30 protein-coding genes and 1 pseudogene are annotated in these 25,346 nt (G+C 59.2%); 18 read left to right on the plus strand and 13 right to left on the minus strand.

From position 1 onward, the window contains the following. Window positions 1–7 precede the first annotated feature (7 nt). Window positions 8–649, plus strand: coding sequence for a pyroglutamyl-peptidase I (pcp, locus tag QF043_RS08880; RefSeq protein ID WP_307418210.1), 642 nt, complete (start codon window positions 8–10; stop codon window positions 647–649). Between the two features lie 15 nt (window positions 650–664). Here pcp and QF043_RS08885 read toward each other — a convergent pair whose 3' ends face one another. The 4 genes from QF043_RS08885 to QF043_RS08900 all read right to left on the minus strand — a co-directional run bounded on the left by QF043_RS08885 (window position 665) and on the right by QF043_RS08900 (window position 3,917). Continuing rightward, window positions 665–2,065, minus strand: coding sequence for a heavy metal sensor histidine kinase (locus tag QF043_RS08885; protein WP_307418211.1), 1,401 nt, complete (start codon window positions 2,063–2,065; stop codon window positions 665–667). Further along, window positions 2,062–2,733 (minus strand): heavy metal response regulator transcription factor, encoded by a 672-nt coding sequence (locus QF043_RS08890; RefSeq protein WP_065911817.1) that lies wholly within the window; start codon window positions 2,731–2,733, stop codon window positions 2,062–2,064. The genes QF043_RS08885 and QF043_RS08890 overlap by 4 nt, the downstream gene beginning before the upstream one ends. Window positions 2,734–2,775: 42 nt before the next feature. Further along, window positions 2,776–3,036: a DUF2790 domain-containing protein gene (locus QF043_RS08895; protein ID WP_307418212.1), complete on the minus strand. Its 261-nt coding sequence runs from the start codon at window positions 3,034–3,036 to the stop codon at window positions 2,776–2,778. Window positions 3,037–3,146: 110 nt separating this feature from the next. Beyond that, window positions 3,147–3,917, minus strand: a complete 771-nt coding sequence (locus QF043_RS08900) for an alpha/beta fold hydrolase (protein WP_219268818.1) — start codon at window positions 3,915–3,917, stop codon at window positions 3,147–3,149. 230 nt (window positions 3,918–4,147) lie between these two features. Between QF043_RS08900 and QF043_RS08905 the strand changes: the two genes are divergently transcribed. Continuing rightward, entirely contained in the window at window positions 4,148–4,825 is a 678-nt protein-coding gene (locus tag QF043_RS08905) for an HAD family hydrolase (RefSeq protein ID WP_307418213.1), read from the plus strand. 19 nt (window positions 4,826–4,844) lie between these two features. Here QF043_RS08905 and QF043_RS08910 read toward each other — a convergent pair whose 3' ends face one another. The 3 genes from QF043_RS08910 to csrA all read right to left on the minus strand — a co-directional run bounded on the left by QF043_RS08910 (window position 4,845) and on the right by csrA (window position 5,903). Further along, on the minus strand, window positions 4,845–5,141 hold the full coding sequence (locus QF043_RS08910) for a hypothetical protein (RefSeq protein WP_307418214.1): 297 nt from the start codon (window positions 5,139–5,141) through the stop codon (window positions 4,845–4,847). 94 nt (window positions 5,142–5,235) lie between these two features. Next, on the minus strand, window positions 5,236–5,499 hold the full coding sequence (locus tag QF043_RS08915) for a hypothetical protein (protein ID WP_307418215.1): 264 nt from the start codon (window positions 5,497–5,499) through the stop codon (window positions 5,236–5,238). A 209-nt stretch (window positions 5,500–5,708) separates the two neighbouring features. After that, window positions 5,709–5,903 (minus strand): carbon storage regulator CsrA, encoded by a 195-nt coding sequence (gene csrA / locus QF043_RS08920; protein ID WP_003192511.1) that lies wholly within the window; start codon window positions 5,901–5,903, stop codon window positions 5,709–5,711. 262 nt (window positions 5,904–6,165) lie between these two features. Between csrA and QF043_RS08925 the strand changes: the two genes are divergently transcribed. After that, window positions 6,166–6,531: an SPOR domain-containing protein gene (locus QF043_RS08925; RefSeq protein WP_069786629.1), complete on the plus strand. Its 366-nt coding sequence runs from the start codon at window positions 6,166–6,168 to the stop codon at window positions 6,529–6,531. Between the two features lie 31 nt (window positions 6,532–6,562). On the opposite strand, the gene QF043_RS08930 is transcribed toward QF043_RS08925, so the two are convergent. The 3 genes from QF043_RS08930 to QF043_RS08940 form a co-directional block, all read right to left on the minus strand. Then, window positions 6,563–7,252 carry an endonuclease I family protein gene (locus tag QF043_RS08930; RefSeq protein ID WP_307418216.1) on the minus strand — a complete coding sequence of 230 codons (690 nt, stop codon included), beginning with the start codon at window positions 7,250–7,252 and terminating at the stop codon, window positions 6,563–6,565. Window positions 7,253–7,256: 4 nt separating this feature from the next. After that, on the minus strand, window positions 7,257–7,505 hold the full coding sequence (locus QF043_RS08935; RefSeq protein WP_017138765.1) for a DUF1654 domain-containing protein: 249 nt from the start codon (window positions 7,503–7,505) through the stop codon (window positions 7,257–7,259). 186 nt (window positions 7,506–7,691) lie between these two features. Further along, on the minus strand, window positions 7,692–8,780 hold the full coding sequence (locus QF043_RS08940) for an asparaginase (protein WP_056861272.1): 1,089 nt from the start codon (window positions 8,778–8,780) through the stop codon (window positions 7,692–7,694). A gap of 495 nt (window positions 8,781–9,275) precedes the next feature. Here QF043_RS08940 and QF043_RS08945 point away from each other — a divergent pair, with 495 nt between their 5' ends. The 7 genes and pseudogenes from QF043_RS08945 (at window position 9,276) to QF043_RS08975 (ending at window position 16,245) form a co-directional block, all read left to right on the plus strand. Next, entirely contained in the window at window positions 9,276–10,235 is a 960-nt protein-coding gene (locus QF043_RS08945) for a sugar ABC transporter substrate-binding protein (protein ID WP_307418217.1), read from the plus strand. A gap of 57 nt (window positions 10,236–10,292) precedes the next feature. After that, a complete protein-coding gene (locus QF043_RS08950; RefSeq protein ID WP_065911833.1) occupies window positions 10,293–11,846 on the plus strand; it encodes a sugar ABC transporter ATP-binding protein in 1,554 nt (517 codons plus the stop codon). Further along, window positions 11,843–12,822 (plus strand): annotated as a pseudogene (locus QF043_RS08955) (ABC transporter permease). The gene QF043_RS08950 and the pseudogene QF043_RS08955 overlap by 4 nt, the downstream one beginning before the upstream one ends. A gap of 3 nt (window positions 12,823–12,825) precedes the next feature. Then, window positions 12,826–13,848, plus strand: a complete 1,023-nt coding sequence (locus QF043_RS08960) for a LacI family DNA-binding transcriptional regulator (protein ID WP_099487414.1) — start codon at window positions 12,826–12,828, stop codon at window positions 13,846–13,848. 23 nt (window positions 13,849–13,871) lie between these two features. Then, complete coding sequence (gene rbsK / locus QF043_RS08965) at window positions 13,872–14,789, plus strand: ribokinase (protein WP_307418218.1); 918 nt, start codon at window positions 13,872–13,874, stop codon at window positions 14,787–14,789. Continuing rightward, window positions 14,786–15,190 carry a D-ribose pyranase gene (gene rbsD / locus QF043_RS08970; RefSeq protein ID WP_056861276.1) on the plus strand — a complete coding sequence of 135 codons (405 nt, stop codon included), beginning with the start codon at window positions 14,786–14,788 and terminating at the stop codon, window positions 15,188–15,190. Before rbsK ends, rbsD begins: the two co-directional genes overlap by 4 nt. 26 nt (window positions 15,191–15,216) lie before the next feature. Then, the gene (locus tag QF043_RS08975) at window positions 15,217–16,245 is read left to right on the plus strand and encodes a nucleoside hydrolase (RefSeq protein ID WP_017138773.1); all 1,029 of its coding nucleotides are present in this window, start codon (window positions 15,217–15,219) and stop codon (window positions 16,243–16,245) included. A 33-nt stretch (window positions 16,246–16,278) separates the two neighbouring features. On the opposite strand, the gene QF043_RS08980 is transcribed toward QF043_RS08975, so the two are convergent. After that, window positions 16,279–16,491, minus strand: coding sequence for a hypothetical protein (locus tag QF043_RS08980; RefSeq protein WP_056861277.1), 213 nt, complete (start codon window positions 16,489–16,491; stop codon window positions 16,279–16,281). 172 nt (window positions 16,492–16,663) lie between these two features. On the opposite strand from QF043_RS08980, the gene QF043_RS08985 reads away from it, so the two are divergent. Both QF043_RS08985 and QF043_RS08990 read left to right on the plus strand, forming a co-directional pair. Next, the gene (locus tag QF043_RS08985; protein WP_307421342.1) at window positions 16,664–16,972 is read left to right on the plus strand and encodes a hypothetical protein; all 309 of its coding nucleotides are present in this window, start codon (window positions 16,664–16,666) and stop codon (window positions 16,970–16,972) included. Between the two features lie 143 nt (window positions 16,973–17,115). Next, window positions 17,116–17,436: an I78 family peptidase inhibitor gene (locus tag QF043_RS08990; RefSeq protein ID WP_017138776.1), complete on the plus strand. Its 321-nt coding sequence runs from the start codon at window positions 17,116–17,118 to the stop codon at window positions 17,434–17,436. A gap of 73 nt (window positions 17,437–17,509) precedes the next feature. On the opposite strand, the gene QF043_RS08995 is transcribed toward QF043_RS08990, so the two are convergent. Next, window positions 17,510–17,722, minus strand: a complete 213-nt coding sequence (locus QF043_RS08995) for a cold-shock protein (RefSeq protein WP_003234260.1) — start codon at window positions 17,720–17,722, stop codon at window positions 17,510–17,512. Window positions 17,723–18,011: 289 nt separating this feature from the next. Continuing rightward, a complete protein-coding gene (locus QF043_RS09000) occupies window positions 18,012–18,335 on the minus strand; it encodes a hypothetical protein (protein ID WP_307418220.1) in 324 nt (107 codons plus the stop codon). 365 nt (window positions 18,336–18,700) lie between these two features. Here QF043_RS09000 and thrS point away from each other — a divergent pair, with 365 nt between their 5' ends. From thrS to pheT, 6 genes are all read left to right on the plus strand, one after another. Further along, window positions 18,701–20,623, plus strand: a complete 1,923-nt coding sequence (thrS, locus tag QF043_RS09005; protein WP_056861278.1) for a threonine--tRNA ligase — start codon at window positions 18,701–18,703, stop codon at window positions 20,621–20,623. Then, window positions 20,623–21,174 (plus strand): translation initiation factor IF-3, encoded by a 552-nt coding sequence (gene infC / locus QF043_RS09010; RefSeq protein ID WP_015884933.1) that lies wholly within the window; start codon window positions 20,623–20,625, stop codon window positions 21,172–21,174. The genes thrS and infC overlap by 1 nt, the downstream gene beginning before the upstream one ends. A 59-nt stretch (window positions 21,175–21,233) precedes the next feature. Continuing rightward, on the plus strand, window positions 21,234–21,428 hold the full coding sequence (gene rpmI, locus QF043_RS09015) for a 50S ribosomal protein L35 (RefSeq protein ID WP_002553160.1): 195 nt from the start codon (window positions 21,234–21,236) through the stop codon (window positions 21,426–21,428). A gap of 27 nt (window positions 21,429–21,455) precedes the next feature. Further along, on the plus strand, window positions 21,456–21,812 hold the full coding sequence (gene rplT / locus QF043_RS09020; RefSeq protein ID WP_003174975.1) for a 50S ribosomal protein L20: 357 nt from the start codon (window positions 21,456–21,458) through the stop codon (window positions 21,810–21,812). A gap of 109 nt (window positions 21,813–21,921) precedes the next feature. Next, the gene (gene pheS / locus QF043_RS09025) at window positions 21,922–22,938 is read left to right on the plus strand and encodes a phenylalanine--tRNA ligase subunit alpha (protein ID WP_034117607.1); all 1,017 of its coding nucleotides are present in this window, start codon (window positions 21,922–21,924) and stop codon (window positions 22,936–22,938) included. Between the two features lie 26 nt (window positions 22,939–22,964). Next, window positions 22,965–25,343, plus strand: coding sequence for a phenylalanine--tRNA ligase subunit beta (pheT, locus tag QF043_RS09030; protein WP_307418221.1), 2,379 nt, complete (start codon window positions 22,965–22,967; stop codon window positions 25,341–25,343). Window positions 25,344–25,346 lie beyond the last annotated feature (3 nt).

Consider the following 25,346-nt stretch of genomic DNA (forward strand, 5'->3'; position numbering starts at 1 on the left):
GGCGAGGATGCAAACGTTACTGTTGATGGGCTTCGAGCCCTTTGATCAAGACCCGGTCAACCCGTCCTGGGAGGCCGTGCGCCAGTTGGATGGGATGCTATTGGGTGAGGATGTGCAGATTGTTGCGCGCCGACTGCCCTGTGCATTTGCCCTGGTGGGGGAGTGCCTGGCTGAGTGGATCACCCAATTGCGCCCGGCGATGGTGATCGCTACGGGGCTTGGGCCGGGGCGTAGCAGTATTTCCATGGAGCGGGTGGCGATCAACGTTAACGACGCGCGTATCCCCGACAACCTGGGTGCGCAACCCGTCGATACGCCGGTGGTGGTCGATGGGCCGGCCGCGTACTTCAGCACACTGCCGATCAAGGCCATGGTCAAGGCGCTGCGCGAGGCCGGGGTGCCTGCGGCGGTTTCGCAGACGGCGGGCACTTTTGTGTGCAATCAGGTGTTTTACCTGTTGCAGCATGCGCTGGCCGGTACGGGCGTGCGCAGTGGCTTCATCCATGTGCCGAACCTGCCGGAGCAGGTGGTGGGAACCGGGCTGGCATCGATGCCATTGGTGACCACCGTTGAAGGCCTGCGCCTGGCGGTGCAGGTGGCATGGAGCACACAGGTGGATGTGGTGCAGGCCGGTGGCCAGGTCAGTTGACCCGGCTCGAGGTGTTCAGGCTTCGCGCCTGGGGAAAAACAACTCAAAACAGGTCACTCCGGCCTCACTGGTGACACTGTAGCGACCGTTGTGCAACTGCATGATGGTCGCCACGATCGACAGCCCCAGCCCGTTCGATTGGGCAGAACGTTCCCGCGACTCATCCACCCGGTAAAAACGCTCGAACAGGCGCGGCAAATGCTCGGCGGGAATGGTCTGCCCCTGGTTGCTGACGCGCAGGTGGATACCCTCGGCCTCTGGAATGGCCTGAATCAGCAACTGCGAACGGGGTGCGCCGTACTTGATGGCGTTTGCACATAAATTTGCCAGTGCGCGTCGCAACAGCATCGGTTCGGCCCAGATCAGGCCTTCGCCTTCAGCCTGAATGTGAATACCCACATCGCTCGCCAACCCTTCGAAGTAGTCCGCTATACGCTCCACTTCATCCGCCGCATTCAGTTCCTGGCGTTGGCGCAGTGCGCTGGCCGGGTCGGTGCGGGCGAGGAACAGCATATTGTCGAGCATTCGCGCCAGGCGTTCGAGTTCTTCGACATTGGACGCCAGCAGTTGCTGGTAGCTCTCGACGTTACGGCTCTGTTGCAGGGCGACCTGGGTTTCCCCCAGCAAGTTGTTGATCGGCGTGCGCAGCTCGTGGGCCATGTCGGTGGACACTTGGCCCAGTTGTACAAAGCCCTTGGCCAACCGTTCAAGCATGGTGTTGAAGGCGTCGATCATCGGCAGCAGCTCTTTGGGCGCGCCGTGGCTGTCGAGGCGTTCGGCCAGGTTGCCCACGCCTATGCCCTGGGTGTGCACGGCCAGGCGCCGCAGCGGCACCAGCCCGCGGTGCACCAGCAGGTAGCTGACGATGGCGAGGATGACGGCAGCGATGCTGGCGAGGATAAACACGCTCAAGCGATAGCTGGCGAGCATCGCCGTGCGTTCGGTCATCAGGCGCCCGGTGGTGACTTGCAGGCTGCCCAGGTCGCCTGAGGCGATGGACGCGGCCACGGTGGCGAAGGGCACGCCATTGATACCGGGTAAATGGTGCACGTCGGCAAAGCCCAGTTCACGGTTGGTGGGCACAGGCGGCACATCCGGCATTGCAATATTGCCCGGGTTTACCAGCAGCAACGGCTTTTGCCCCGGCGCCGCGATGCTCAGCACCGACTCGCTGTTGCCCAGCATGTTCTGGAACAGCTCCGGCTTGGTCTTGATCAGGTCCAGGGTGTTGCTGTCGTTGAGCAGGTTGCGCAACTGGTCGGCGCGATAGATCAGCGCGGCGTCGTCACGCTTGATCAGCTCACGCTCAAGCTCGCGGTACAACGCAACGCCCAAGGTGGCGAGCAGGGCGAAGGCGAGCAGGGCGAAGATCAACGCCAGGCGCAGGGTCAGCGAATAATGGCGGCGGCGGTTCATGGCTGGGTGTCGAAGCGGTAGCCGATGCCCCGCACGCTGTGGATCAACTTGAGCTGGAACGGGTCGTCGATTTTCAGGCGCAGGCGCCGCACGGCGACGTCGACCACATTGGTGTCGCTGTCAAAGTTCATGTCCCAGACCCGCGAAGCAATCATCGAGCGTGATAACACCTGGTCCTGGTGCGTGGCGAACAGGTGCAACAGGGCGAACTCCTTGTTGGTCAGCGTTATGCGCGTGCCGCTGCGGGTGACGCGGCGCTTGAGCACGTCGATCTGCAGGTCGGCGATGTGCAGTTGTTCTTCTTCGCGACTCGGGCCGCGACGCGTCAGGGTACGCAAGCGCGCGACCAGCTCGGCGAAGGAGAAAGGCTTGATCAGGTAATCGTCGGCGCCCAGTTCCAGGCCTTTGATGCGGTCGGCGATGTCATCGCGAGCGGTGAGGAACAGCACCGGCGTGTCGGCCTCTTTGCGCAGGCGGCGCAGCACTTCCCAGCCGTCCATTTTCGGCATCATCACATCCAGCACGATCACGTCGAAGGGTGTTTCCAGCGCCTGGTGCAAGCCGTCTACGCCGTCGCGGGCGAGGCTCACCGAGTACCCCAGTTCCTGCAGGCCATTGAGCAAGTAATTGCCGGCCTTGGGTTCGTCTTCGACTACGAGGATGTTCATGGGAAATGCCCTGGTTCGTTGCGTTGCGCAAGTGTAGCCGGATCAATTGTCACTGGCGCAACCGATGCCTTGTACCTGGTAGTCCAGCACGTGTTCGCGGTCCTGGGAGTCGAGGTATTTGAGTTGCGCCGGGACGATCCCGCACTGGCCGTAGGTGTCGGTGCTCGACAGCACTTTGGCTACGTCAAGGTGCACGAAGAAGCCGGTTTTGTCGTGGATCACGTTAGCGTCGGGGGCGGTGTCGGCAGCGAACGCGGAACCGGTGGCAAGCAAAGCGGCAAAGCCGAAAATAAACAGTTTCATGGCAGTAGCTCTCTTTAAGGGTTGGCTGCCGGGGCTGGCAGTGAGTTCACAGTAACCAGGCACCCCAAACAGCCAACCAACAGGATGATGACAAGTTTGTAATGCGTGGCTTAAGGCTGGCGGCCGGACGCTTCAAGGATCAGGTCGGTGATTTCCTTGGCGTGGGACACCAGCGACAAGTGGCTCGACGGCAGTTCGATGGTGGTGGCGTTCATGCGCTTGGCCAGAAAACGCTCCAGGTCCGGGTTGATGGTCTGGTCGTTGCTCGACACCGCGTACCACGACGGCTTGGTGTGCCAGGCGGCATTCACCGTGCGGCCGCTGAACAGGGTCTTGGCGATCGGCTGTTGTACGGCGAACAGCTCCAGGGCTTTGGCGCGCGGCACGTCGGCGGCGAAGTACTTGAGGAAGGCGTCCTGGTTCAGCGTCAGGTAACCGTCGTGCTCGACGACACCGGCACGCACCGGCGTGCTGGGGTACTTGGCAGACAGGGCGACGAAGTCTTCGTTGGCGTCCGGTGCGCGGGCGGCCACATACACCAGTGAGCTGACCTTGGGGTTCGCCCCGGCATCGCTGACCACGGTGCCGGCGTAGGAGTGACCGACCAGCACGGTCGGGCCGTCCTGTTGGTCCAGCACGCGGTTGGTGGCAGCGACGTCATCGGCCACCGAAGTCAGCGGGTTCTGGACGGCGGTCACATGCAGCCCGGCGGCCTGCAGGCGCGTAATCACCTCGGACCAGCTTGAGCCGTCAGCCCAGGAGCCGTGCACCAGCACCACGTTGTTGGCCTTGACCGGCGCGACAGTGGCGGCCATGGCGGTGCCGGTGCCCAGCATCAACAGGCTGGCGGCGATCAGGCAGAGTTTGCTAGCAGGTTTCATCGTGGGGCCCTTTATCATCAGTGGGAAGTTGCGTCACCCGATGTGAGTGACTGACGACGCCACTGTATGAAGCGAGGGTGCTGACAAGGCTTACAGGTTCATTACAAACCTGTAATCCAAATGCCAGGTCCGCCAGGTCCGCCAGGTGCTACTGGCGTTTACAAGCGAGAAGGTGACCCGTAGATTGCATCGGGCCGATTATTTGTTACCGCCTATGAGGAAGCCACGCAGTGTCCATCCGAGGTTCAGTTGTGTTTAACCAGCGTTACCGCGCCTTCCTGTTCGATATGGACGGTACCTTGCTCAACTCCATTGCCGCCGCCGAGCGTGTGTGGAGCATCTGGGCTGAACGCCACGGTCTTGAGGTGGCGGCTTTCCTGGCCACCATTCATGGCGCACGCGCCATTGACACCATTACCCGTCAGGCGCTGCCAGGTGTGGATCCCGACGTTGAAGCGCAGTGGATTACCGAGGCGGAAATCAACGATGTCGAGGGCGTGGTGGCGATTCCCGGTGCTGTCGAGTTTCTGAATAGCGTGCCCGGTGATCAATGGGCACTGGTCACGTCTGCGCCCAAGGAACTGGCATTACGTCGCCTGGCAGCGGCAGGTATCGCGCCCCCAGCCGTGCTGGTGACGGCCGAGGACGTTGCCAGCGGCAAGCCGGATCCCGCCTGTTACCTGTTGGGCGCCCAGCGTCTGGGTGTGCCGGTGCAGGATTGCCTGGTGTTCGAAGACGCTTCGGTAGGGATTCGTGCCGGGGAGGCGGCCGGTGCGGATGTGCTGGTCGTCACCGCTACACACCTGACGCCGATCGCCACGGCGCATGCCTGCATTAACGACTATCAGCGGCTGCAGGTTCTGCGCGACGCAGAGGGCACGTTGCGCTTGCAGCGCCTGGAAGGCTGAAACGAAAAAGCCGAGCCCGTTATCGGTCTCGGCCTTGTGCGCAGGAAGGGGAATCGGGTGGCGCCTGCAGTCGGCTGTTCTTGATGCCTTGGCGCGATAGCACCATTTCCCTGAGGATTTCATTGGCAAGCCGGGCAATCGCCTCTGGGCCACGGTAGTGCGCGCGCACGATGCCGGTAATCGCGAAATGGTCGGTTTCCGGGCCACTAAGGATGGCGGAAAGGGTGCCGTCAGTGTGTAACGTACAGGTGATCACATAGCTGGGCAAACGCGCCGCCAGGGCCGCTTCGATGTCAGATTTGCTGAGGGTATCCATCTGCGTCAACGCCTTTCAGAAATCGTGCAAGCCCAAGCATAGATTCTACCGTCGACCTGTAAATACCGGCAGTCTGATAGCAGATTAGCGGCCATCAACGTGCGGTTTTCGGATGCTCGCGTTGCGCGGCACGCTGGCATAATTTGCGCAAAATGGCTTTCTGAATAGGCTGCAGGCAGAACACGAACAGATAGCCGCACAAGAACAGTGTCAGGTCCAGCGACGAACGTTTGCCGGGATCGCTGACCGTTTCGATCTCGAACTTCACGCCATATCCCAGCACCACGAAGGCCAGCCCTATCAGCAGGGCAATCCCCCAGGACTTGGATACAAGCGGCTGTTTTGCAATCGGCCTCATCGACGTGCTCCTGAACGCACACTGATGGCAGGGTAATAGTCAGGGAATTCGGCTGCGAATTACGCAACAAGTTCCAGTCGCCAAGACAGTTTCATCTTGCAGCGTAGCTGAAAGCACAGAGCACGCCGGTCATACAGGAACCGCGAGCGGGAGGAAGGGTTTTCGCCAGCCATCACAGTGAACGAAAAGGCTGGCTACTGAGTGAAGCGTCAAGGAGTCTGGTTTTTGTCCGGAGCGGTCAGGCCAGCCTGAATGCGCTGGTAGATCTCCTCGCGATGCACGGCAACGTCCTTGGGGGCGTTGATGCCGATTCGTACTTGCTGGCCGCTGACGCCCAGGATGGTGATCGTGATGTCATCACCGATGTTTATGCTTTCACCAACTTTGCGGGTGAGTATCAGCATGGACTTCTCCTTGATTACTTTTAAGGACACATGTTTCAGACAGGGCAGGTGTCGGATGTGTGTAGCTTACTGCTAAGCGCTTCCCTGTGACTGCCTCTTTTAGGACGCATAGAGGCGACATTAATTCCCATGGCGGCATCATACAGGTCTGCGATACATCATTCGCATTGTTTAAGCCAACGTTTATGACGGCCAGAATAGACAGTGAATGATAAAGTTGCCTCTTTATCCTTAAAGGAGCAGGGCAGTGCGTAAAGTAGCGATGGCAATTGCGGTGTTGGCGTTGGCCGGTTGCGGTGAAGGTAAACCGGTTGACGCCCCAAAGGCCAAGCCTGCCGTGACCGAAAGCCAGCCACAAACCGGGGCGATTGCCGCTCAGGAATGGGACGTGTGGGTAGGGCCGCCGGGCCATAAGCTGCAAGCAATCACCGACCTGACTGCCTGGCTGCTCGAACATGGTTTCAATTTTTATATCGTCAAAACAGACGGCAAGGACGAGGTGTATCTAGGCCCGTTCGCGAGCAAGGCCGAGGCTGAAGCCAAGCAGGCGCTGCTGACCGAAAAGCTCGCACGTGCCAAGAAAAACGATACCGAATCCGAGGTTATCGAGCACAAGGCTGCGCAATAACCGGCAGAGTGGGCGGCAACCCCGCCCACGCTTAACCGCAGGTCTTAAGGTTCACTGGGCCGACAAATTCGTTACCGCGCCCCATCACGCACGCCACAGTCTGGTTGCGCTGGCGCTCCCAGGGTTGCACCGGGTAGGTCTTGTTCCAGGCTTCATACAACTGGCGGTCCTGTTTTGACAGGCGCAAGCCGTATTGTTTGCTCATGTAAAAATACGTTCGGGCGATCATTCCGCGAATAGACGGGCGTGGCATGACTTTTTTGGCCTTGAAATCTACCTGGGTCAGGCATGAGCCGTACTGCCCACGTTGCGCCGGCAGCCAGCCGAAACTGAAGTTGTTACGGTCGCCATTAACCTCGCCAATGCTCGGCACCAGGTTGTGCAGGTCGGCCTCGGCGCGTTTGAACACATCATCATGGCGTGTGCAGTTTTTGCGCCCGCCGGTTTGCCAGCACCGGCGTTGATGCCCGATCTGCCAGGCCGGGACGATATGTTCCCATTCGATGCGTGCGGCACGGTTGGCATTTTTACGCGGTACGTAACCGCAGGCTTTCAAATCCACGCGGTTGCCGGTGTATTTGCAGCCACAGTAGAACTCCGTGGATTGCGGGGCGTAGAGCTTCCAGGCGACTTTCTTGGCCTCGCTGAAGGTTCGAGGCGCCTGGGCGTTGGCTGTAACGGCAAAAAACAGGCAAAAAACAGCAATAAAACGGCCACTCATTGAATCAATCTTCCTTCGGCACAACCCAGAAAATCTGCACGCCGCCGTCATCCCGGTAGGCGAGGGTGACGTTGTCGTTCTCCGCAATCTCCTCCAGCAAGCGCGCCCATTCCTCCTCAGGCTCATCCGGCAAGCGGAAGATCAAGGCAGCCTTGGCTTTTTGGGCGTTGGTCGAATTGATGATTTTTTGCACGCGAACGGCAAGGCGTGCGTACGCGTCAGGGGTTGGCGCTGCAGAAGAGGACGTTGCCACGGAGTATTCCTTAGTGTGCTGTACGGGCATACAGTATTTAACTGTTACGATTTTCGCAACTGCTTAAAATTCAGGAGGTTTGTCTGGCAGCGTTTTCAGCGAAGTCTTGCAGCGCGGGGATTTGTATCGAGGTGTAAGAGGAGAGGTAGAAGCGGGTGAACCCGCCTCTACCCGTGTTACCGGGGATCAGTATTCCCAGAACATCCGTTGCAGCTCTTTGCTGTCCTGGGTCTTGGTCAGGGCAACCATCGCCAGAATCCGGGCTTTTTGTGGGTTCAGGTCATGTGCGGCGACCCAGTCGTACTTGTCGTCAGGCTGCTCGGCATTGCGCAGAACGAAACCGCCGGCATTCACGTGGGAAGAACGAATGATCTGCACGCCTTGCTTGCGCAGTTCCTGCAGGGCCGGCACTACCTTGGAAGACACCGAACCATTGCCGGTACCGGCGTGGATGATGGCTTTGGCGCCGGCCTGGGCCAGGGCTTTGACCGCAGTGTCGCTCACGTTGCCGTAACCGTAGGCGATTTCAACGTCCGGCAGGCTCTTGATGGTCTTGATGTCGAATTCGGAATCCATGGTGTGACGCTTGGCAGGCAAGCGGAACCAGTAGGATTTGCCTTCAACCACCATGCCCAGCGGGCCCCATGGGCTCTTGAACGCTTCAGTCTTGATGTTGATCATTTTGCTTACGTCGCGACCCGATTGGATCTCGTCGTTCATGGTCACCAGCACGCCTTTGCCGCGTGCGTCTTTGCTGCCGGCAACGGCTACGGCGTTGTACAGGTTGAGCATGCCGTCCGCCGACATGGCGGTGCCTGGGCGCATGGAGCCGACCACTACGATTGGCTTGTCGGTTTTTTCCACCAGGTTGAGGAAGTAAGCGGTTTCTTCCAGGGTGTCGGTGCCGTGGGTGATCACGATACCGTCCACGTCCTTGCTGTCGGCCAGCTCGGCAACACGGCGGCCCAGTTGCAGCAGGTTTTCGTTGTTGATGCTTTCGGACGCAATTTGCATCACTTGTTCGCCGCGTACGTTGGCGATCTGACTAAGCTCAGGCACGCCGGCGATCAGTTGTTCGATGCCGACTTTGGCCGCCTGGTATGTGGCACTGTTGGCCGCACTGGCGCCGGCGCCAGCAATGGTGCCGCCGGTGGCGAGGATCACCACGTTGGACAGTTTGGTCTTGGTTTCAACTTCCTTTGCCTGGGCGGCAACGGGGAACAACAGCAGAAGGGCGAGGGCGCCCGGAACAAAAGTCTTCAGTGCAGATTTCATTATTTTTCTCTCTGGTTTTTGATGAGTGCTGTAGCAGGTTCATCGAGAACACCCGGGCCGTTCTGAATGCCGCGAGGTGCTTGGAAAGAGCAGGATTTGTACCAAGCCCATGATGTTCGCAGTCATAAATTAACGTGTTGATTTAAAACAACTTATATTGAATTTTAAGATGAATGGGCAGCGTGCTCGTCCGGCATTCCGAACAGCAAGGTGGTATTGCGTTCGGTTGTCCGAAAACCATGAGGGAATATCAACGGTGGGTGTGTGACTTGGGCGCCATAGCCTGTCGTTTTAGACAACGATGGGGAGAAGCTGAGGTTTAATCCTGCGCCCCCCCAGGGTGTAAGGGAAGGTAACGGAGCGCCTGGATGAAAGACGCTTTTCACCCGTTGACAAATCTCGACAAGGTTCTCATAGTTTGAGCAACGCAAACGTTTGCGAGATGTTTCACAGTGCAAGCGTTGCTCACAATAATCATAAGATCGGAGTGAACCCATGAAGCTGCCATTTGCTGGACGTCTTCTTGCTGTCGCTGTGCTTGCCGCCGCATCCGCTGCTCTGCCCCTTTCCTCTGCCTTTGCCGATGACGCCGCCGCCAAACCCAAGGTCGGCCTGGTGATGAAGTCCCTGGCCAACGAATTTTTCGTGACCATGCAGGACGGCGCCAAGACTTATCAGAAAGAACACGCTGCCGATTTCGACATGATCACCAACGGGATCAAGAACGAAACCGACACCAGCGCACAGATCGATATCGTCAACCAGATGATCCTCGCCAAGGTAAACGCCATCGTGATCGCGCCGGCTGATTCCAAGGCGCTGGTCACCGTGTTGAAGAAAGCTTCCGATGCCGGCATCAAGGTCGTCAACATCGACAACCGCCTTGACCCGGACGTGCTCAAAAGCAAAAACCTCGATATTCCGTTCGTAGGTCCGGACAACCGTAAAGGCTCCAAGCTGGTGGGGGACTACCTGGCCAAGCAACTGGCCTCGGGCGACAAAGTCGGCATCATCGAAGGCGTGCCGACCACCACCAATGCCCAGCAGCGCACCGCAGGCTACAAAGATGCGATGGACGCGGCAGGCATGAAGATTGTTTCCACCCAATCGGGTAACTGGGAAATCGACCAGGGCCAGAAAGTGGCGTCCGCCATGCTGAGCGAATACCCGGACCTCAAGGCGTTGCTGGCGGGTAACGACAACATGGCCCTGGGCGCTGTCTCCGCCGTACGTGCGGCAGGCAAGGCCGGCAAGGTACTGGTTGTTGGCTACGACAATATCGAAGCCATCAAGCCTATGCTGCAAGACGGTCGTGTGCTGGCGACCGCGGACCAAGCCGCCGCGCAGCAAGCGGTGTTCGGTATCCAGAACGCGCTCAAGCTGGTCAAGGGTGAAAAAGTCGAATCCAAAGACGGCGTGATCGAAACCCCGGTCGAACTCGTCCTCAAGAAGTAATCCTGGCAGCACCCAACAGCGCCCGCTCGTCCTGAGCGGGCGCCTGGAGATTTTCCTATGTCATCTTCCGCCCCGAACGCTGTCCTCTCGGTCAGCGGTATCGGCAAGACCTATGCCCAACCGGTGCTGTCCGACATCACCCTGACGCTCAATCGCGGGGAAGTGCTGGCGCTGACCGGTGAGAACGGCGCAGGTAAAAGCACCTTGTCGAAAATCATCGGCGGGCTGGTCACGCCGACCACCGGGCACATGCAGTTCAATGGCCAGGATTACCGGCCCGGCAGCCGCACCCAGGCTGAAGAGCTGGGTGTGCGCATGGTCATGCAGGAACTCAACCTGTTGCCGACCCTGACCGTGGCCGAAAACCTGTTCCTGGACAATCTGCCCCGCAACTGTGGCTGGATCAATCGCAAGCAGCTGCGCAAGGCCGCGATCGAAGCCATGGCCCAGGTGGGTCTGGACGCGATCGACCCGGACACCCTGGTGGGGACGCTGGGCATTGGCCATCAACAGATGGTCGAGATCGCCCGCAACCTGATCGGCGACTGCCATGTACTGATCCTCGACGAGCCCACGGCTATGCTCACCGCCCGTGAAGTCGAGATGCTCTTTGAACAAATCACCCGTCTGCAGGCTCGGGGCGTGGCGATCATTTATATTTCCCACCGGCTTGAAGAACTCGCCCGTGTTGCCCAGCGCATCGCAGTACTGCGCGATGGCAAGCTGGTGTGCGTCGAGCCGATGGCCAACTACAACAGCGAGCAGCTGGTGACCTTGATGGTCGGCCGCGAGCTGGGTGAGCACATCGACCTGGGGCCGCGCACCATCGGCGGCCCGGCGCTGACGGTCAAAGGCTTGACCCGTTCGGACAAGGTTCGCGATGTGTCCTTTGAAGTGCGTGCCGGTGAGATCTATGGCATTTCCGGCCTGATCGGCGCCGGCCGCACTGAATTGCTGCGTCTTATCTTCGGTGCCGACCTGGCCGACAGCGGCACCGTGGCCCTGGGTTCGCCAGCCCAGGTGGTGAGCATTCGCTCGCCGGTGGACGCAGTGGGCCATGGCATCGCGCTGATCACCGAAGACCGCAAGGGCGAAGGCCTGCTGCTGACCCAATCCATCAGCGCCAACATTGCCTTGGGTAACATGCCGGAAATTTCCGGTGGCGGCGTGGTCAACAGCCGCGACGAAACCGCCCTGGCCAAGCGCCAGATCGACGCCATGCGCATCCGCAGTTCCAGCCCGGCGCAGTTGGTGTCCGAGTTGTCGGGCGGCAACCAGCAGAAGGTCGTGATTGGCCGCTGGCTGGAGCGCGACTGCGCGGTCATGCTGTTCGATGAGCCAACCCGTGGCATCGACGTCGGCGCCAAGTTCGACATTTATGCCTTGCTCGGCGAATTGACGCGCCAGGGCAAAGCGCTGGTGGTGGTATCGAGTGACCTGCGCGAATTGATGCTGATCTGTGATCGCATCGGTGTGCTGTCCGCCGGGCGTCTGATCGAGACCTTCGAGCGCGACAGCTGGACCCAGGACGAATTGCTCGCCGCCGCCTTTGCCGGCTATCAGAAACGTGACGCGCTGCTCAACGACGCAGTGCTTAGGGAAACCCCATGAAAACCACCTCTTCCCCGGGCAAAACCGGCGGCAACTTCTACGGCCTGGGCACCTACCTGGGACTGGCCGGCGCCTTGCTCGCGATGATTGCGCTGTTCTCGGTGCTCAGCGACCACTTCCTGTCCTATGACACCTTCAGCACCCTGGCCAACCAGATCCCGGACCTGATGGTGCTGGCCGTGGGCATGACGTTCATCCTGATCATCGGCGGCATCGACCTGTCGGTGGGCTCGGTGCTGGCATTGGCTGCCTCGGCGGTCAGCGTGGCGATTCTCGGCTGGGGCTGGAGTGTGTTGCCGGCGCCGCGTTGTTGGGGATGGGCTGCGCCGCACTGGCAGGCACCATCACCGGTTCGATTACCGTGGCCTGGCGCATTCCGTCGTTTATCGTGTCCCTTGGCGTGCTGGAAATGGCGCGTGGCGTGGCCTACCAGATGACCGGCTCGCGCACCGCCTATATCGGTGACTCCTATGCCTGGCTGTCAAACCCGGTGGCTTTCGGGATTTCGCCGTCGTTCATCATTGCCCTGTTGGTGATCATCGCGGCTCAGTTGGTGTTGACCCGAACCGTGTTCGGCCGCTACCTGATCGGCATCGGCACCAACGAAGAAGCCGTGCGCCTGGCCGGTATCAACCCCAAACCCTACAAGATCCTGGTGTTCAGCCTAATGGGCCTGTTGGCCGGGGTGGCGGCGCTGTTCCAGATTTCCCGCCTGGAAGCGGCGGACCCGAATGCCGGCTCCGGCCTGGAGCTGCAAGTGATCGCCGCCGTGGTGATCGGCGGCACCAGCCTGATGGGTGGACGTGGTTCGGTTATCAGCACCTTCTTCGGTGTGCTGATTATTTCGGTGCTGGCCGCCGGCCTTGCGCAGATCGGTGCCACGGAGCCCACTAAACGCATCATTACCGGCGCTGTAATCGTGATTGCCGTGGTCCTTGACACCTACCGCAGCCAGCGCGCCAGTCGGCGGGGCTGAACCATGGCAACGATCAAGGATGTGGCCGCGCTTGCAGGTATTTCCTACACCACCGTGTCCCATGTGGTGAACAAGACGCGCCCGGTCAGCGAGCCTGTGCGCATCAAGGTGGAAGCGGCGATCAAGCAACTGGACTACGTGCCGAGTGCCGTCGCGCGCTCGCTCAAGGCCAAGACCACTGCGACCATCGGCCTGCTGGTACCCAACAGCCTTAACCCGTATTTTGCCGAGCTGGCGCGGGGTATCGAGGATTACTGCGAGCGTAATGGCTATTGCGTGATCCTCTGCAACTCCGACGACAACGCCGAAAAGCAGCGCAGCTATTTGCGCGTGTTGCTGGAAAAGCGCATCGACGGCCTGATCGTAACCTCGGTGGGCGGCGACGACAGTGGCCTTGCCGCAGGCTTGAGCGCGGTGCGCACGCCCATGGTGATTGTCGACCGCGCACTGGATGGCATTGATGTCGACCTGGTGCGCATCGACCACGAACAAGGCGCCTACCTGGCGACTCGGCATTTGCTGGAGCTCGGTCACCGCGATATCGCCTGCATTGGTGGCCCCAGTCATACCCGCGTGGCGCAGATGCGCCTGGCCGGCTATCACCGCGCGCTGCGTGAGGCGGGGGTGGAAGTGGCAGCCAATCGCACCCAGGAAAGTGACTTCACCAGCACCGGTGGTTATGCCGCAGCGGTACAGCTGCTGTCGGAAAACCCGCCCAGTGCGATTTTCGCCAGTAACGATATGATTGGTTTCGGCGTGTTGCGTGCAGCAGCCGAACGCAATATTCGCGTGCCAGGCGAGCTGTCGGTGATTGGTTTTGACGACATTCAAATGGGCCGTTACGTGTACCCGGCGCTGACGACGGTCGGGCAGTCGATCGTGCAACTGGGCGAGACGGCGGCCGAGCTTTTACTGCGACGAATTGCAACCCCCCAACTGCCGATCGATCAGCGCATCGTGACGCCGAGCATTGTTTTGCGTGAGTCGACGGCGCCGTTTGCCGGTGTGTTCGCCCAATACCGCTGAACCGAATTGATGAGTACTGATGTATGCCAGCAAAAGTAGTGGTAATAGGCAGCTTGAACATGGACCTGGTGACCCGCGCCAGTCGTTTGCCGCGCGCCGGTGAAACCCTGATCGGCCAGACGTTCTCTACCGTTCCGGGCGGCAAGGGCGCCAACCAGGCGGTGGCCTCCGCGCGCCTAGGCGCTGAGGTGGCGATGATCGGCTGTGTGGGCACGGATGCCTACGGCGCGCAATTGCGTGACGCGCTGCTGGTGGAGGGTATCGATTGCCAGGCCGTCAGCACGGTGGATGGCTCCAGCGGCGTGGCGTTGATCGTGGTGGATGACAGCAGCCAGAACGCGATTGTGATCGTGGCCGGCAGCAACGGTGAGCTCACGCCTGCGTCTTTGCAGGCAGCTGATGCGGTGGTGCAGGCGGCAGACGTCATCGTCTGTCAACTGGAAGTGCCGATGGACACGGTTGGCCATGCGCTCAAGCGCGGTCGTGACTTGGGCAAGACCGTGATCCTCAACCCGGCACCGGCCAGCGGCCCGCTGCCAGGGGAATGGTACGCCTCGATCGATTACCTGATCCCCAACGAAAGCGAAGCCAGCGCCCTGAGTGGTGTGACGGTCGATTCCCTCGACAGCGCCAAGGTGGCTGCGACGCAGCTGCTCAAGGCGGGTGCCGGCAAAGTCATCATCACCCTTGGTGCCCAGGGCGCGTTGTTTGCCGATGGCCACGGCTTCGAGCATTTGCAGGCGCCCAAGGTCAAGGCGGTGGACACCACGGCTGCCGGTGACACCTTTGTCGGTGGCTTTGCCGCGGCGCTGGCCAATGGCAAAAGCGAAGCCGAGGCCATCCGGTTTGGCCAGGTGGCTGCCGCGCTGTCGGTCACGCGGGCCGGTGCGCAACCCTCTATTCCTACGCTGCAGGACGTACAAGGTTTTATGCCCTCATGAAAAAGACACCATTGCTCAATATTGCGCTGTCGCGCGTGATCGCATCCCTCGGCCATGGTGACATCCTGGTGATCGGTGATGCCGGCTTGCCAGTGCCGCCAGGCGTCGAGTTGATCGACCTGGCGCTCACGCAAGGTATTCCGGATTTCATCAGCACCTTGCGCATTGTGCTCAGCGAGATGCAGGTAGAAAGCCACGTGCTGGCCGAGGAAATCCTGCTCAAGCAGCCACCTGCGCTGACGCCACTCAATGTGTTGACCGAACAGGCCGCTCTGGGCGAGCGCCGTTTGGTCAGCCATGAAGACTTCAAGCAGCTCAGCCGCAAGGCCCGCGCGGTGGTGCGCACGGGCGAGTGCCAGCCGTATTGCAATATCGCGCTGGTGTCCGGCGTCACCTTCTAGAGTTTCCCTACGACAAGGAGTGTTTCATGCAACGTGGTCTCCCAACCCTGAAGAATCTATTTCGGAGTGTCCTGCTTTTGTCCGCACTCACCGCAGCCAGCGCCCACGCGGCGGAAAAAATCGACCTGATCATCGACACTGACCCAGGCGCCGATGACGTCGTGGCGTTGCTGTTTGCCATGGCGTCCCCGCAGGAGCTGAGCATTCGTGCGCTGACCACCGTCGCCGGTAACGTGCGCCTCGACAAGACCTCCCGCAACGCGCGCCTGGCCCGCGAGTGGGCAGGGCGCGAGGACATTCCGGTATACGCCGGCGCGCCAAAACCCATGCTGCGCACGCCGATCTATGCGGAGAATATCCACGGCAAGGAAGGCATTTCCGGGGTCGCCGTGCATGAGCCGAAAAAAGGCCTGGCCGAAGGCAATGCCGTTGACTACCTGATCAAGACCCTGAGCACCGCCAAGCCGCACAGCATCACTATCGCCATGCTCGGCCCACAGACCAACCTGGCACTGGCGTTGACCCAGGCGCCGGAGATCACCCAAGGCATCAAGGAAGTGGTGGTGATGGGCGGGGCGCATTTTAATGGCGGCAATATCACCCCGGTGGCTGAGTTCAACCTGTTCGCAGACCCTGTTGCGGCTGAAATCGTGCTCAAGAGCGGCGTCAAGCTGACTTACCTGCCGCTGGACGTGACCCACAAGGTGCTGACCAGTGATGCGCGGCTGAAACAGATTGCCGACATCAAGAACAATGCGAGCAAGGTGGTGGGCGATATTCTCAATGAATACGTCAAGGGCGACATGGAACACTACGGCATCCCGGGTGGCCCGGTGCATGACGCTACCGTGATTGCCTACCTGCTCAAGCCTTCCCTGTTCAGCGGCCGTGAAGTCAATGTGGTGATCGACAGCCGCGAAGGCCCGACCTTCGGCCAGACCGTCGTCGACTGGTATGACGGCCTCAAGCAGCCGAAGAACGCATTTTGGGTTGAGAACGGCGACGCCCAAGGCTTCTTCGATCTGCTGACCGAGCGCCTGGCACGTCTGAAGTAAGCTGTTTGCCGGTCGGCGCTCGCCGGCCGGGTCTTATTCGCGCTCGGGGTTGTGGGCGCCCATGTGGTCGGCCGGGTATTTTTCGAATACCTGGCCGATGAAGGCCTGTGCGGCCTGCGTGCCGAGTTCCTTGACCAGCAGGTCGATTCCGATGATGGCCAACTCCTCCGTGCTTCCGGGGCTGTAGGAGCTTTGTCCTTGAGGCCACTTGGCTTTGATGTCGGCTTGGAGGGTTACGGTGCTCATGGTCGGGGCTCGCGGGGCTGGAATGCTGGGCAGTGCGCTGGAACGCGCTTCTAACCGGGGCAGTTAACCATTTTTGCGCGGCGTTTGGCAGTGCTACTTAGGCATGAGACGTTTCGGGATGAGGCCGATGCTGTGCGACACTGTTGGCCTATTCAACTACCGGGGACACCAGGTGCAGATCGATTTGAACAACCCCGAGAACCTCACGCGGGAAGCCGTGCGCCAATTGCTCGCCAGCGCCAGTGACGACGAACATACCCAGCTGCGGGTGACCAAGGGCGGAATCGCCTATATCTCGTCCGGGAAGGCCGTAGGCGGAGTCGACATCGATGGCCTGCTGTTTCGCCTCGAGACCTGGGCCAAAGGTTCGGGTTATGTCGGTAATGTCGCCGCCAGTGATGAAGTCTGGGTCCGGCAGATTTTAAATGCGCTCAAGCAGAACTGGCCGACCCCGCCGTTTGACTACATCGACATCTACTGAATTCGTTCATATCTGGTGACGATTGATCGAGCGAATGCTCGCCGTGAGTCAGGCAGACTTACCCTTCGACGATTTACGTCTTGAAACCAAACCGCCAGATCGCTGTCGCACGATCTCTGTCCATTTTTTTCATAGGAGGCTTCATGCCTTGGAAGCTCGCATCATTCGGTACTTTGTTGGCAGCACTCGCGTTGGCGGGTTGCAGCACCCCGGGTGCCCCTGAGCCAGGCAAAGATGCCGCCGTTGCCGATGCAGGTCACACCCGCTGCGAATCGAAGGCCGCCGAATTCGCCATCGGCCAGAAAGCCTCGCCTCAATTGCTGGAGCAGGCGCGTACCCGTGCCGGCGCGCAGAACGCACGGATCCTCAAGCCCAACGACATGATCACTCTGGAATACCGCTCCGACCGTCTGAACCTGAACACCGACGACAACCTGGTGATCACGCGGGTCAACTGCGGCTGATCGCCTTGCGGCTTTTGCAGCGCCCATAAAAAACCCCGTCACATGGACGGGGTTTTTTTAGCTCAGCGGAGAATTACTCGCCGCGAACCTGTGCAGCTTGCATACCCTTTTGGCCTTTCTCAGCCACGAAGGAAACGGTTTGGCCTTCTTTCAGGCTTTTGAAACCGTCGCTTTCGATAGCTTTGAAGTGTACGAACAGGTCGTCACCGCCACCTTGAGGAGTGATGAAGCCGAAGCCTTTTTCATCGTTGAACCATTTAACGGTGCCGGTTTGGCGATTAGACATGGTGTATCTCCAAGAAACATATATTTTCAGTAGTGCTGTGCTGCTCAGGCCAACTGGGCACACCGGGGTATCATAGTCGAAATGTTCGGCTTGTAAGCCCCCCCAAGGCATTGTTTGCTAATCAATAGCGTTGCGTTTAGTGCCTTGGTCGGCTGAAAGCCCCGATCTACGGGGCTTTGCTGCGAAATATCAGCTGTTAAAAAAAGCCGTAAAAGCTGCGTAATTTGTGCGAAATGGCAGTTTTCAGGCTGTTTTTTCAGTCAAATGGCCGTCTGATCAGTGGTCGTTCTTACTGTTTCTTCACGACTTTGCAGGACGAAATCGCCGCGACAGCTTTGTTTTTCAGTGCCTGGCTAGCTTCCTGGTTGGTCAGGAGTTCTTTGATTTCTGCGGTGGTCAATTCGGCATTGAGCTTGTCCGCGCCACATTCGCAATGTTCTTTTGCGGTTTTGGCGTCCACTTGCGGGTTTTGCCTGGCGGCGCCGCTGCAGCTTTCGATAAAGCTGTCCCGATCACCAGCCGAAGGCCAGTTCGATTGGGCCGCGGCGTGCGCGCCAAAGGAAAGGAGGGTCAGGGAAGCGGCGAGAGCGAGGGTCGAGGTAAAGCGCATCATGAAGTGCTCCTTTGATTCGTGGGCAAACAGCGATTCTCAGCGGGTTTGAGGGCTTTCGTACAGCCCAAGTTCACTTTTGCAGGCATCAAACACAGGATTTTATGTTTCATCAGGCGCGGCAGGCGCGATGACCGTTCATCTGTGCTAGCATCCTCCGCTTGGCTATTTCCAGGCGCGCCCATTGCCGCCTTGCCATGTTTTTTGAGTTCACTCCAGTCACTCTGGTTCGATTATCGGTTGGCCGAAAGGCTCCTGCCGCTGTAAGGCAGGCGTTCATCACTGAACGGCCTGGTGTTGGATCTTGTACTGGCTCATCCCAACCCACGTGACCTTTGGTAGGGGTCACCACTAGGAGAGGAGGCGCCATGCCAACTATTACTCTTCCCGACGGCAGTCAACGTTCATTCGATCATTCGGTTTCCGTAGCCGAGGTCGCCGCATCCATTGGTGCAGGTCTTGCCAAGGCCACCGTGGCCGGCAAGGTCGACGGCAAGCTGGTGGACGCCAGCGACCTGATCACCGCTGATGCCAGCCTGCAAATCATCACGCCCAAGGATCAAGAGGGGCTGGAGATCATTCGCCACTCTTGTGCGCACCTGATCGGTCATGCGGTCAAGCAGTTGTACCCGACGGCAAAAATGGTGATCGGCCCCGTCATTGACGAAGGCTTCTATTACGATATCGCCTATGAGCGTCCTTTCACTCCGGACGACCTGGCCGCTATCGAAGCGCGCATGCACGCGCTGATCGAAAAAGATTACGACGTGATCAAGAAAGTCACGCCGCGCGCCGAAGTCATCGACGTGTTTACCGCCCGTGGCGAAGACTACAAGCTGCGTCTGGTGGAAGACATGCCGGACGAGCAGGCCATGGGCCTGTATTACCACGAAGAATATGTCGACATGTGCCGTGGCCCGCACGTGCCGAACACACGCTTTCTTAAGTCGTTCAAGCTGACCAAGCTGTCGGGTGCCTACTGGCGCGGTGACGCGAAGAACGAACAATTGCAGCGCATCTACGGCACGGCCTGGGCTGACAAGAAGCAGCTGGCGGCCTACATCCAGCGCATCGAAGAAGCTGAAAAGCGCGACCACCGCAAGATCGGCAAGCGCCTGAACCTGTTTCACCTCCAGGAAGAAGCGCCGGGCATGGTGTTCTGGCACCCGAACGGCTGGACTCTGTACCAGGTGCTCGAGCAGTACATGCGCAAGGTTCAGCGTGACAACGGCTACCTGGAGATCAAGACGCCTCAGGTTGTTGACCGTAGCCTGTGGGAGAAATCCGGGCACTGGGCCAACTACGCCGACAACATGTTCACCACTCAGTCGGAAAACCGCGACTACGCCATCAAGCCGATGAACTGCCCGTGCCACGTACAGGTGTTCAATCAGGGCCTGAAGAGCTACCGTGAGTTGCCGATGCGCCTGGCCGAGTTCGGTGCCTGCCACCGTAACGAGCCGTCGGGTGCGCTGCACGGCATCATGCGTGTGCGTGGCTTCACCCAGGACGACGCCCACATCTTCTGCACCGAAGAGCAGATGCAGGCCGAATCCGCCGCGTTCATCAAGCTGACCATGGACGTTTACCGCGATTTCGGCTTCACCGAAGTCGAAATGAAGCTGTCCACTCGTCCGGAAAAACGTGTTGGCTCCGACGAACTCTGGGATCGCGCTGAATCTGCACTGGCCGCTGCGCTAGACAGCGCGGGCCTTGCGTACGATCTGCAGCCGGGTGAGGGCGCCTTCTACGGTCCGAAGATCGAGTTCTCGCTGAAAGATTGCCTTGGTCGCGTCTGGCAGTGTGGTACCCTGCAGCTCGATTTTAACCTGCCGATCCGTTTGGGAGCCGAATACGTCTCCGAAGATAACAGCCGTAAGCACCCGGTTATGCTGCACCGGGCGATCCTCGGCTCGTTCGAACGGTTCGTCGGTATCCTGATCGAGCACTACGAGGGTGCATTCCCTGCGTGGCTGGCTCCGACCCAGGCAGTGATCATGAATATCACTGATAAACAGGCCGATTTTGCCGCTGAAGTTGAAAAAACTCTCAACGAAAGCGGATTTCGTGCCAAGTCCGACTTGAGAAATGAAAAGATCGGCTTTAAAATCCGTGAGCATACTTTGCTCAAGGTTCCCTATCTTTTGGTTATCGGAGATCGGGAAGTCGAGATGCAGACTGTCGCTGTGCGTACTCGTGAAGGTGCTGACCTGGGCTCGATGCCCGTCGCCCAGTTCGCTGAGTTCCTCGCGCAAGCGGTTTCCCGGCGTGGTCGCCCAGATTCGGAGTAATTATTATTAAGCGTGAAATGAGACAAGATAAACGAGCTGCACCGAAAGCCCCGATCAACGAGAATATCTCGGCACGCGAGGTTCGGTTAATTGGCGCTGACGGCGAGCAGATTGGCATCGTCTCGATTGATGAAGCGCTTCGTATTGCTGAAGAGTCCAAATTGGACCTGGTGGAAATCTCCGCCGATGCAATCCCACCTGTTTGTCGGGTGATGGACTACGGCAAATCGATCTTCGAGAAGAAGAAACAGGTTGCCGCAGCGAAGAAGAACCAGAAGCAGATTCAAGTAAAAGAAATCAAGTTTCGTCCAGGGACGGAGGAAGGGGATTACCAGGTAAAACTGCGCAACCTGGTACGTTTCCTGAGTGATGGGGACAGGGCCAAGGTATCCTTGCGATTCCGCGGCCGTGAGATGGCCCACCAGGAGCTGGGGATGGAACTCCTCAAGCGGGTTGAAGCTGACCTGCTCGAGTACGGTTCGGTCGAACAGCATCCTAAGATGGAAGGACGCCAGCTTATTATGGTCATCGCCCCGAAAAAGAAGAAGTAATCAACAGGGCACGGCAGGCCTTCTGATTATGTTTATCAACTGAATGCGGAGTACCGAACATGCCAAAGATGAAAACTAAAAGTGGTGCTGCTAAGCGGTTTCTGAAAACTGCTAACGGTATCAAGCACAAGCACGCTTTCAAGAGCCACATTCTGACCAAAATGTCGACCAAGCGTAAACGTCAACTGCGCGGTAGCAGCTTGCTGCATCCGTCTGACGTGGCAAAAGTCGAGCGCATGCTGCGCCTTCGTTAATTTTAGTCAAGAATAGAGGAATAACTCATGGCTCGTGTAAAGCGTGGCGTCATTGCCCGTAAGCGTCACAAAAAAATTCTGAAACTTGCTAAAGGCTACTACGGCGCGCGTTCACGCGTATTCCGTGTTGCCAAGCAAGCGGTAATCAAGGCAGGCCAATACGCCTACCGCGACCGTCGTCAGAAAAAACGTCAGTTCCGCGCTCTGTGGATCGCTCGTATCAATGCTGGTGCACGTGTTAACGGTCTGTCCTACAGCCGTTTCATCGCTGGCCTGAAAAAAGCGTCCATCGAAATCGACCGTAAGGTTCTGGCTGAACTGGCCGTGAACGAAAAAGCGGTGTTTGCTGCGATTGTCGAGAAAGCTAAAGCCACTTTGGCTTAAGTACCCCCGACAGTCACCTTGAGCTGCTCCTGTAGCCCAAGGTGGTAAACGTCATAAATAGGGGAAGAGCCTTCAAGCTCTTCCCCTATTTTGTATCTGGAGTCTGTACATGGAAAACCTGGATGCGCTCGTTGCCCAAGCTCTTGAGGCTGTGCATAGCGCTGAAGATGTAAATGCCCTGGAGCAAATCCGGGTTCACTACCTTGGCAAAAAAGGTGAATTGACTCAGGTGATGAAGACCCTGGGGAATTTGCCGGCTGAAGAGCGCCCGCAAGTCGGCGCGCTGATCAACGTTGCCAAGGAGCGTGTCACCGAGGTGCTCAATGCGCGCAAGGCGTCGCTCGAGGAGGCCGATCTTGCGGCCAAGCTCGCCGCCGAGTCCATTGACGTCACCCTGCCTGGTCGTGGCCAGGCCTCGGGCGGTCTGCATCCGATCACCCGGACTCTGGAACGTATCGAGCAGTTCTTCACCCACATCGGCTACGGCATTGCCGAAGGCCCCGAGGTTGAAGACGATTATCACAATTTCGAGGCGCTCAACATCCCAGGCCATCACCCGGCCCGGTCGATGCACGACACCTTCTATTTCAACGCGAACATGCTGTTGCGCACCCATACCTCGCCGGTACAGGTGCGCACCATGGAAGCGAACAAGCCGCCGATCCGCATCGTCTGCCCAGGCCGCGTGTACCGCAGCGACTCGGATATCACCCACTCGCCGATGTTCCACCAGGTCGAAGGCCTGCTGGTCGATCGCGACATCAATTTCGCCGACCTCAAAGGCACCATCGAAGAGTTCCTGCGGGTGTTCTTCGAGAAAGAGCTGGCGGTGCGTTTCCGTCCATCGTTCTTCCCGTTCACCGAGCCATCCGCTGAAGTCGACATGGAATGCGTGATGTGCAGCGGCAAAGGCTGCCGCGTCTGCAAGCAGACCGGCTGGCTGGAAGTGATGGGCTGCGGCATGGTTCACCCTAACGTGCTGCGCATGTCCGGGATCGACCCGGAAGAGTTCTCGGGCTTTGCCTTCGGCATGGGCGTTGAGCGCCTGGCCATGCTGCGTTACGGCGTGAACGACTTGCGTCTGTTCTTCGACAACGACTTGCGGTTCCTCGCGCAATTTCGCTAGTCGTAACGAATCTTTAGGAGAGCAGGATGAAATTCAGTGAACAATGGCTGCGTGGCTGGGTAAGCCCGCAGGTAGATCGCGACGAGCTGGTTGCTCGTCTGTCGATGGCCGGCCTTGAGGTCGATAGCGTCACGCCGGCCGCCGGTGTTTTCAGCGGTGTGGTAGTGGGTGAAGTGCTGAGCACCGAACAGCACCCCGATGCCGACAAGCTGCGCGTGTGCCAGGTCAGCAATGGCGTGGAAACCTTCCAGGTCGTGTGCGGAGCGCCCAACGTGCGCCCGGGCCTGAAGATTCCGTTTGCCATGATCGGCGCCGAACTGCCGGGCGACTTCAAGATCAAGAAAGCCAAGCTGCGTGGCGTTGAGTCCAACGGCATGCTGTGCTCCCAGGCCGAGCTGCAAGTCGGCGAGGGCAACGATGGCCTGATGGAACTGCCGGCCGATGCGCCAGTGGGCCAGGACATTCGCGTTTACCTGGAACTGGAAGATGCCAGCATCGAGGTCGACCTGACCCCGAACCGGGGTGACTGCCTGTCCCTCGCCGGTCTGGCCCGTGAAGTGGGCGCGCTGTACAACGCCCCGGTTACCCGCCCAGTGGTTGCCGCAGTCGCTGCAGTGCATGATGAAGTGCGCCCTATCGACGTACTGGCGCCAAACGCCTGCCCACGTTACCTGGGTCGTGTGATCCGTAACGTCGACCTGTCCAAGCCAACCCCGCTGTGGATGGTTGAGCGCCTGCGTCGCGCCGACGTGCGCAGCATCGATGCTGCCGTGGACATCACCAACTATGTGATGCTCGAACTGGGCCAACCGCTGCACGCCTTCGATCTCGCCGAAATCAATGGCGGCATTCGCGTGCGCATGGCCGAAGAAGGCGAGAAGCTGGTATTGCTCGACGGCCAGGAAGTCAGCCTGCGCGCCGACACCCTGGTAATTGCCGACCATTCCCGCGCCCTGGCGATTGCCGGCGTGATGGGTGGCGAGCACAGCGGCGTGTCCGAAACCACCCGCGATATTTTCCTTGAGAGCGCATTCTTCGACCAGATCGCCATCGCTGGCAAGGCCCGTTCCTACGGCCTGCACACCGATGCCTCGCACCGCTACGAGCGTGGTGTGGACTGGAAGCTGGCCCGTGAAGCCATGGAGCGCGCCACTGGCCTGCTGCTGGAAATCACCGGCGGCGAAGCCGGCCCGATCACCGAGACCGTCAACGAGCAGTTCCTGCCGTCGATCGCACCGATTACCCTGCGCGCCAAAAGCGTCGAGCAAATGCTTGGCCTGGTGATTGAACCTGCGCAGATCGAACAGCTGTTGTCCGCACTCGGCCTGGGTATTTCCGCCGGTGGGGAAGGGCAGTGGCACGTAGAAGTGCCAAGCCATCGTTTCGACATCAGCCTGGAAGTCGACCTGATCGAAGAGCTGGCCCGCCTGTACGGCTACAACCGCCTGCCGGTTCGTTACCCGCAAGCGCGCCTGGCACCGCAACCCAAGGCCGAAGCGCGTGCGCACCTGCCAGAATTGCGTCGCCTGCTGGTTGCCCGTGGCTACCAGGAAGCGGTGACTTACAGCTTCATCGATCCAAAGCAGTTTGAGCTGTTCAATCCAGGTGTTGAGCCGTTGCTGCTGGCCAACCCGATCTCCAATGACATGGCTGCCATGCGTTCGTCGCTGTGGCCGGGTCTGGTTAAGGCACTGTCCCATAACCTGAACCGTCAGCAAGACCGCGTGCGCATGTTCGAAAGCGGCCTGCGTTTTGTCGGCCAACTCGACGGCCTCAAGCAAGAGCCGATGCTGGCCGGTGTTGTCTGCGGGAGCCGCCTGCCTGAAGGCTGGGCACAGGGCCGCGATGGCGTGGACTTCTTCGACGTTAAAGCCGATGTGGAAGCGGTATTGGGCTTTGCCGGTGCACTGGCTGACTTCACGTTTGTGCCTGGTAGCCACCCGGCATTGCACCCGGGCCAGACTGCACGTATCGAGCGCGAAGGGCGTTTGGTGGGTTTTGTCGGTGCCATCCACCCGGAGCTGTCGAAAACCCTGGGTCTGGACCGTCCGGTATTCGTTTTTGAGCTGGTTCTGGCTGAAGTGGCGTCGGGCAAGATGCCTAAATTCAGCGAGTTGTCGCGCTTCCCTGAAGTGCGTCGTGACCTCGCGCTGATCGCCGACCGTGAAGTGGCCGCCACTGCCGTTCTGGATGTAATCCGTGAAAATGCAGGGGAATGGCTGACAGACCTCAGGCTATTTGACGTCTATCAGGGTAAAGGCATTGATCCGCATAGAAAAAGCCTTGCAGTTGGCTTGACCTGGCAGCATCCATCGCGCACTCTTAATGACGATGAGGTGAATACCACGACACAAAATATCCTCACCTCGCTCGAACAAAGGTTGAACGCCACGTTAAGGAAGTGACGT

Origin of the sequence: Pseudomonas sp. W3I7, from assembly GCF_030816095.1 — a bacterium.
GTDB classification, from domain to species: domain Bacteria; phylum Pseudomonadota; class Gammaproteobacteria; order Pseudomonadales; family Pseudomonadaceae; genus Aquipseudomonas; species Aquipseudomonas salomonii.

Bases quoted from the DNA above. Each gene is read 5' to 3' on its own strand.
- pcp (WP_307418210.1), top strand. From the start codon at position 8: ATGCAAACGTTACTGTTGATGGGCTTCGAGCCCTTTGATCAAGACCCG.
- QF043_RS08885 (WP_307418211.1), bottom strand. From the start codon at position 2,065: ATGAACCGCCGCCGCCATTATTCGCTGACCCTGCGCCTGGCGTTGATC.
- QF043_RS08890 (WP_065911817.1), bottom strand. From the start codon at position 2,733: ATGAACATCCTCGTAGTCGAAGACGAACCCAAGGCCGGCAATTACTTG.
- QF043_RS08895 (WP_307418212.1), bottom strand. From the start codon at position 3,036: ATGAAACTGTTTATTTTCGGCTTTGCCGCTTTGCTTGCCACCGGTTCC.
- QF043_RS08900 (WP_219268818.1), bottom strand. From the start codon at position 3,917: ATGAAACCTGCTAGCAAACTCTGCCTGATCGCCGCCAGCCTGTTGATG.
- QF043_RS08910 (WP_307418214.1), bottom strand. From the start codon at position 5,141: ATGGATACCCTCAGCAAATCTGACATCGAAGCGGCCCTGGCGGCGCGT.
- QF043_RS08915 (WP_307418215.1), bottom strand. From the start codon at position 5,499: ATGAGGCCGATTGCAAAACAGCCGCTTGTATCCAAGTCCTGGGGGATT.
- csrA (WP_003192511.1), bottom strand. From the start codon at position 5,903: ATGCTGATACTCACCCGCAAAGTTGGTGAAAGCATAAACATCGGTGAT.
- QF043_RS08925 (WP_069786629.1), top strand. From the start codon at position 6,166: ATGGCAATTGCGGTGTTGGCGTTGGCCGGTTGCGGTGAAGGTAAACCG.
- QF043_RS08930 (WP_307418216.1), bottom strand. From the start codon at position 7,252: ATGAGTGGCCGTTTTATTGCTGTTTTTTGCCTGTTTTTTGCCGTTACA.
- QF043_RS08940 (WP_056861272.1), bottom strand. From the start codon at position 8,780: ATGAAATCTGCACTGAAGACTTTTGTTCCGGGCGCCCTCGCCCTTCTG.
- QF043_RS08945 (WP_307418217.1), top strand. From the start codon at position 9,276: ATGAAGCTGCCATTTGCTGGACGTCTTCTTGCTGTCGCTGTGCTTGCC.
- QF043_RS08950 (WP_065911833.1), top strand. From the start codon at position 10,293: ATGTCATCTTCCGCCCCGAACGCTGTCCTCTCGGTCAGCGGTATCGGC.
- QF043_RS08960 (WP_099487414.1), top strand. From the start codon at position 12,826: ATGGCAACGATCAAGGATGTGGCCGCGCTTGCAGGTATTTCCTACACC.
- rbsK (WP_307418218.1), top strand. From the start codon at position 13,872: ATGCCAGCAAAAGTAGTGGTAATAGGCAGCTTGAACATGGACCTGGTG.
- rbsD (WP_056861276.1), top strand. From the start codon at position 14,786: ATGAAAAAGACACCATTGCTCAATATTGCGCTGTCGCGCGTGATCGCA.
- QF043_RS08975 (WP_017138773.1), top strand. From the start codon at position 15,217: ATGCAACGTGGTCTCCCAACCCTGAAGAATCTATTTCGGAGTGTCCTG.
- QF043_RS08980 (WP_056861277.1), bottom strand. From the start codon at position 16,491: ATGAGCACCGTAACCCTCCAAGCCGACATCAAAGCCAAGTGGCCTCAA.
- QF043_RS08990 (WP_017138776.1), top strand. From the start codon at position 17,116: ATGCCTTGGAAGCTCGCATCATTCGGTACTTTGTTGGCAGCACTCGCG.
- QF043_RS08995 (WP_003234260.1), bottom strand. From the start codon at position 17,722: ATGTCTAATCGCCAAACCGGCACCGTTAAATGGTTCAACGATGAAAAA.
- QF043_RS09000 (WP_307418220.1), bottom strand. From the start codon at position 18,335: ATGATGCGCTTTACCTCGACCCTCGCTCTCGCCGCTTCCCTGACCCTC.
- thrS (WP_056861278.1), top strand. From the start codon at position 18,701: ATGCCAACTATTACTCTTCCCGACGGCAGTCAACGTTCATTCGATCAT.
- rpmI (WP_002553160.1), top strand. From the start codon at position 21,234: ATGCCAAAGATGAAAACTAAAAGTGGTGCTGCTAAGCGGTTTCTGAAA.
- rplT (WP_003174975.1), top strand. From the start codon at position 21,456: ATGGCTCGTGTAAAGCGTGGCGTCATTGCCCGTAAGCGTCACAAAAAA.
- pheS (WP_034117607.1), top strand. From the start codon at position 21,922: ATGGAAAACCTGGATGCGCTCGTTGCCCAAGCTCTTGAGGCTGTGCAT.
- pheT (WP_307418221.1), top strand. From the start codon at position 22,965: ATGAAATTCAGTGAACAATGGCTGCGTGGCTGGGTAAGCCCGCAGGTA.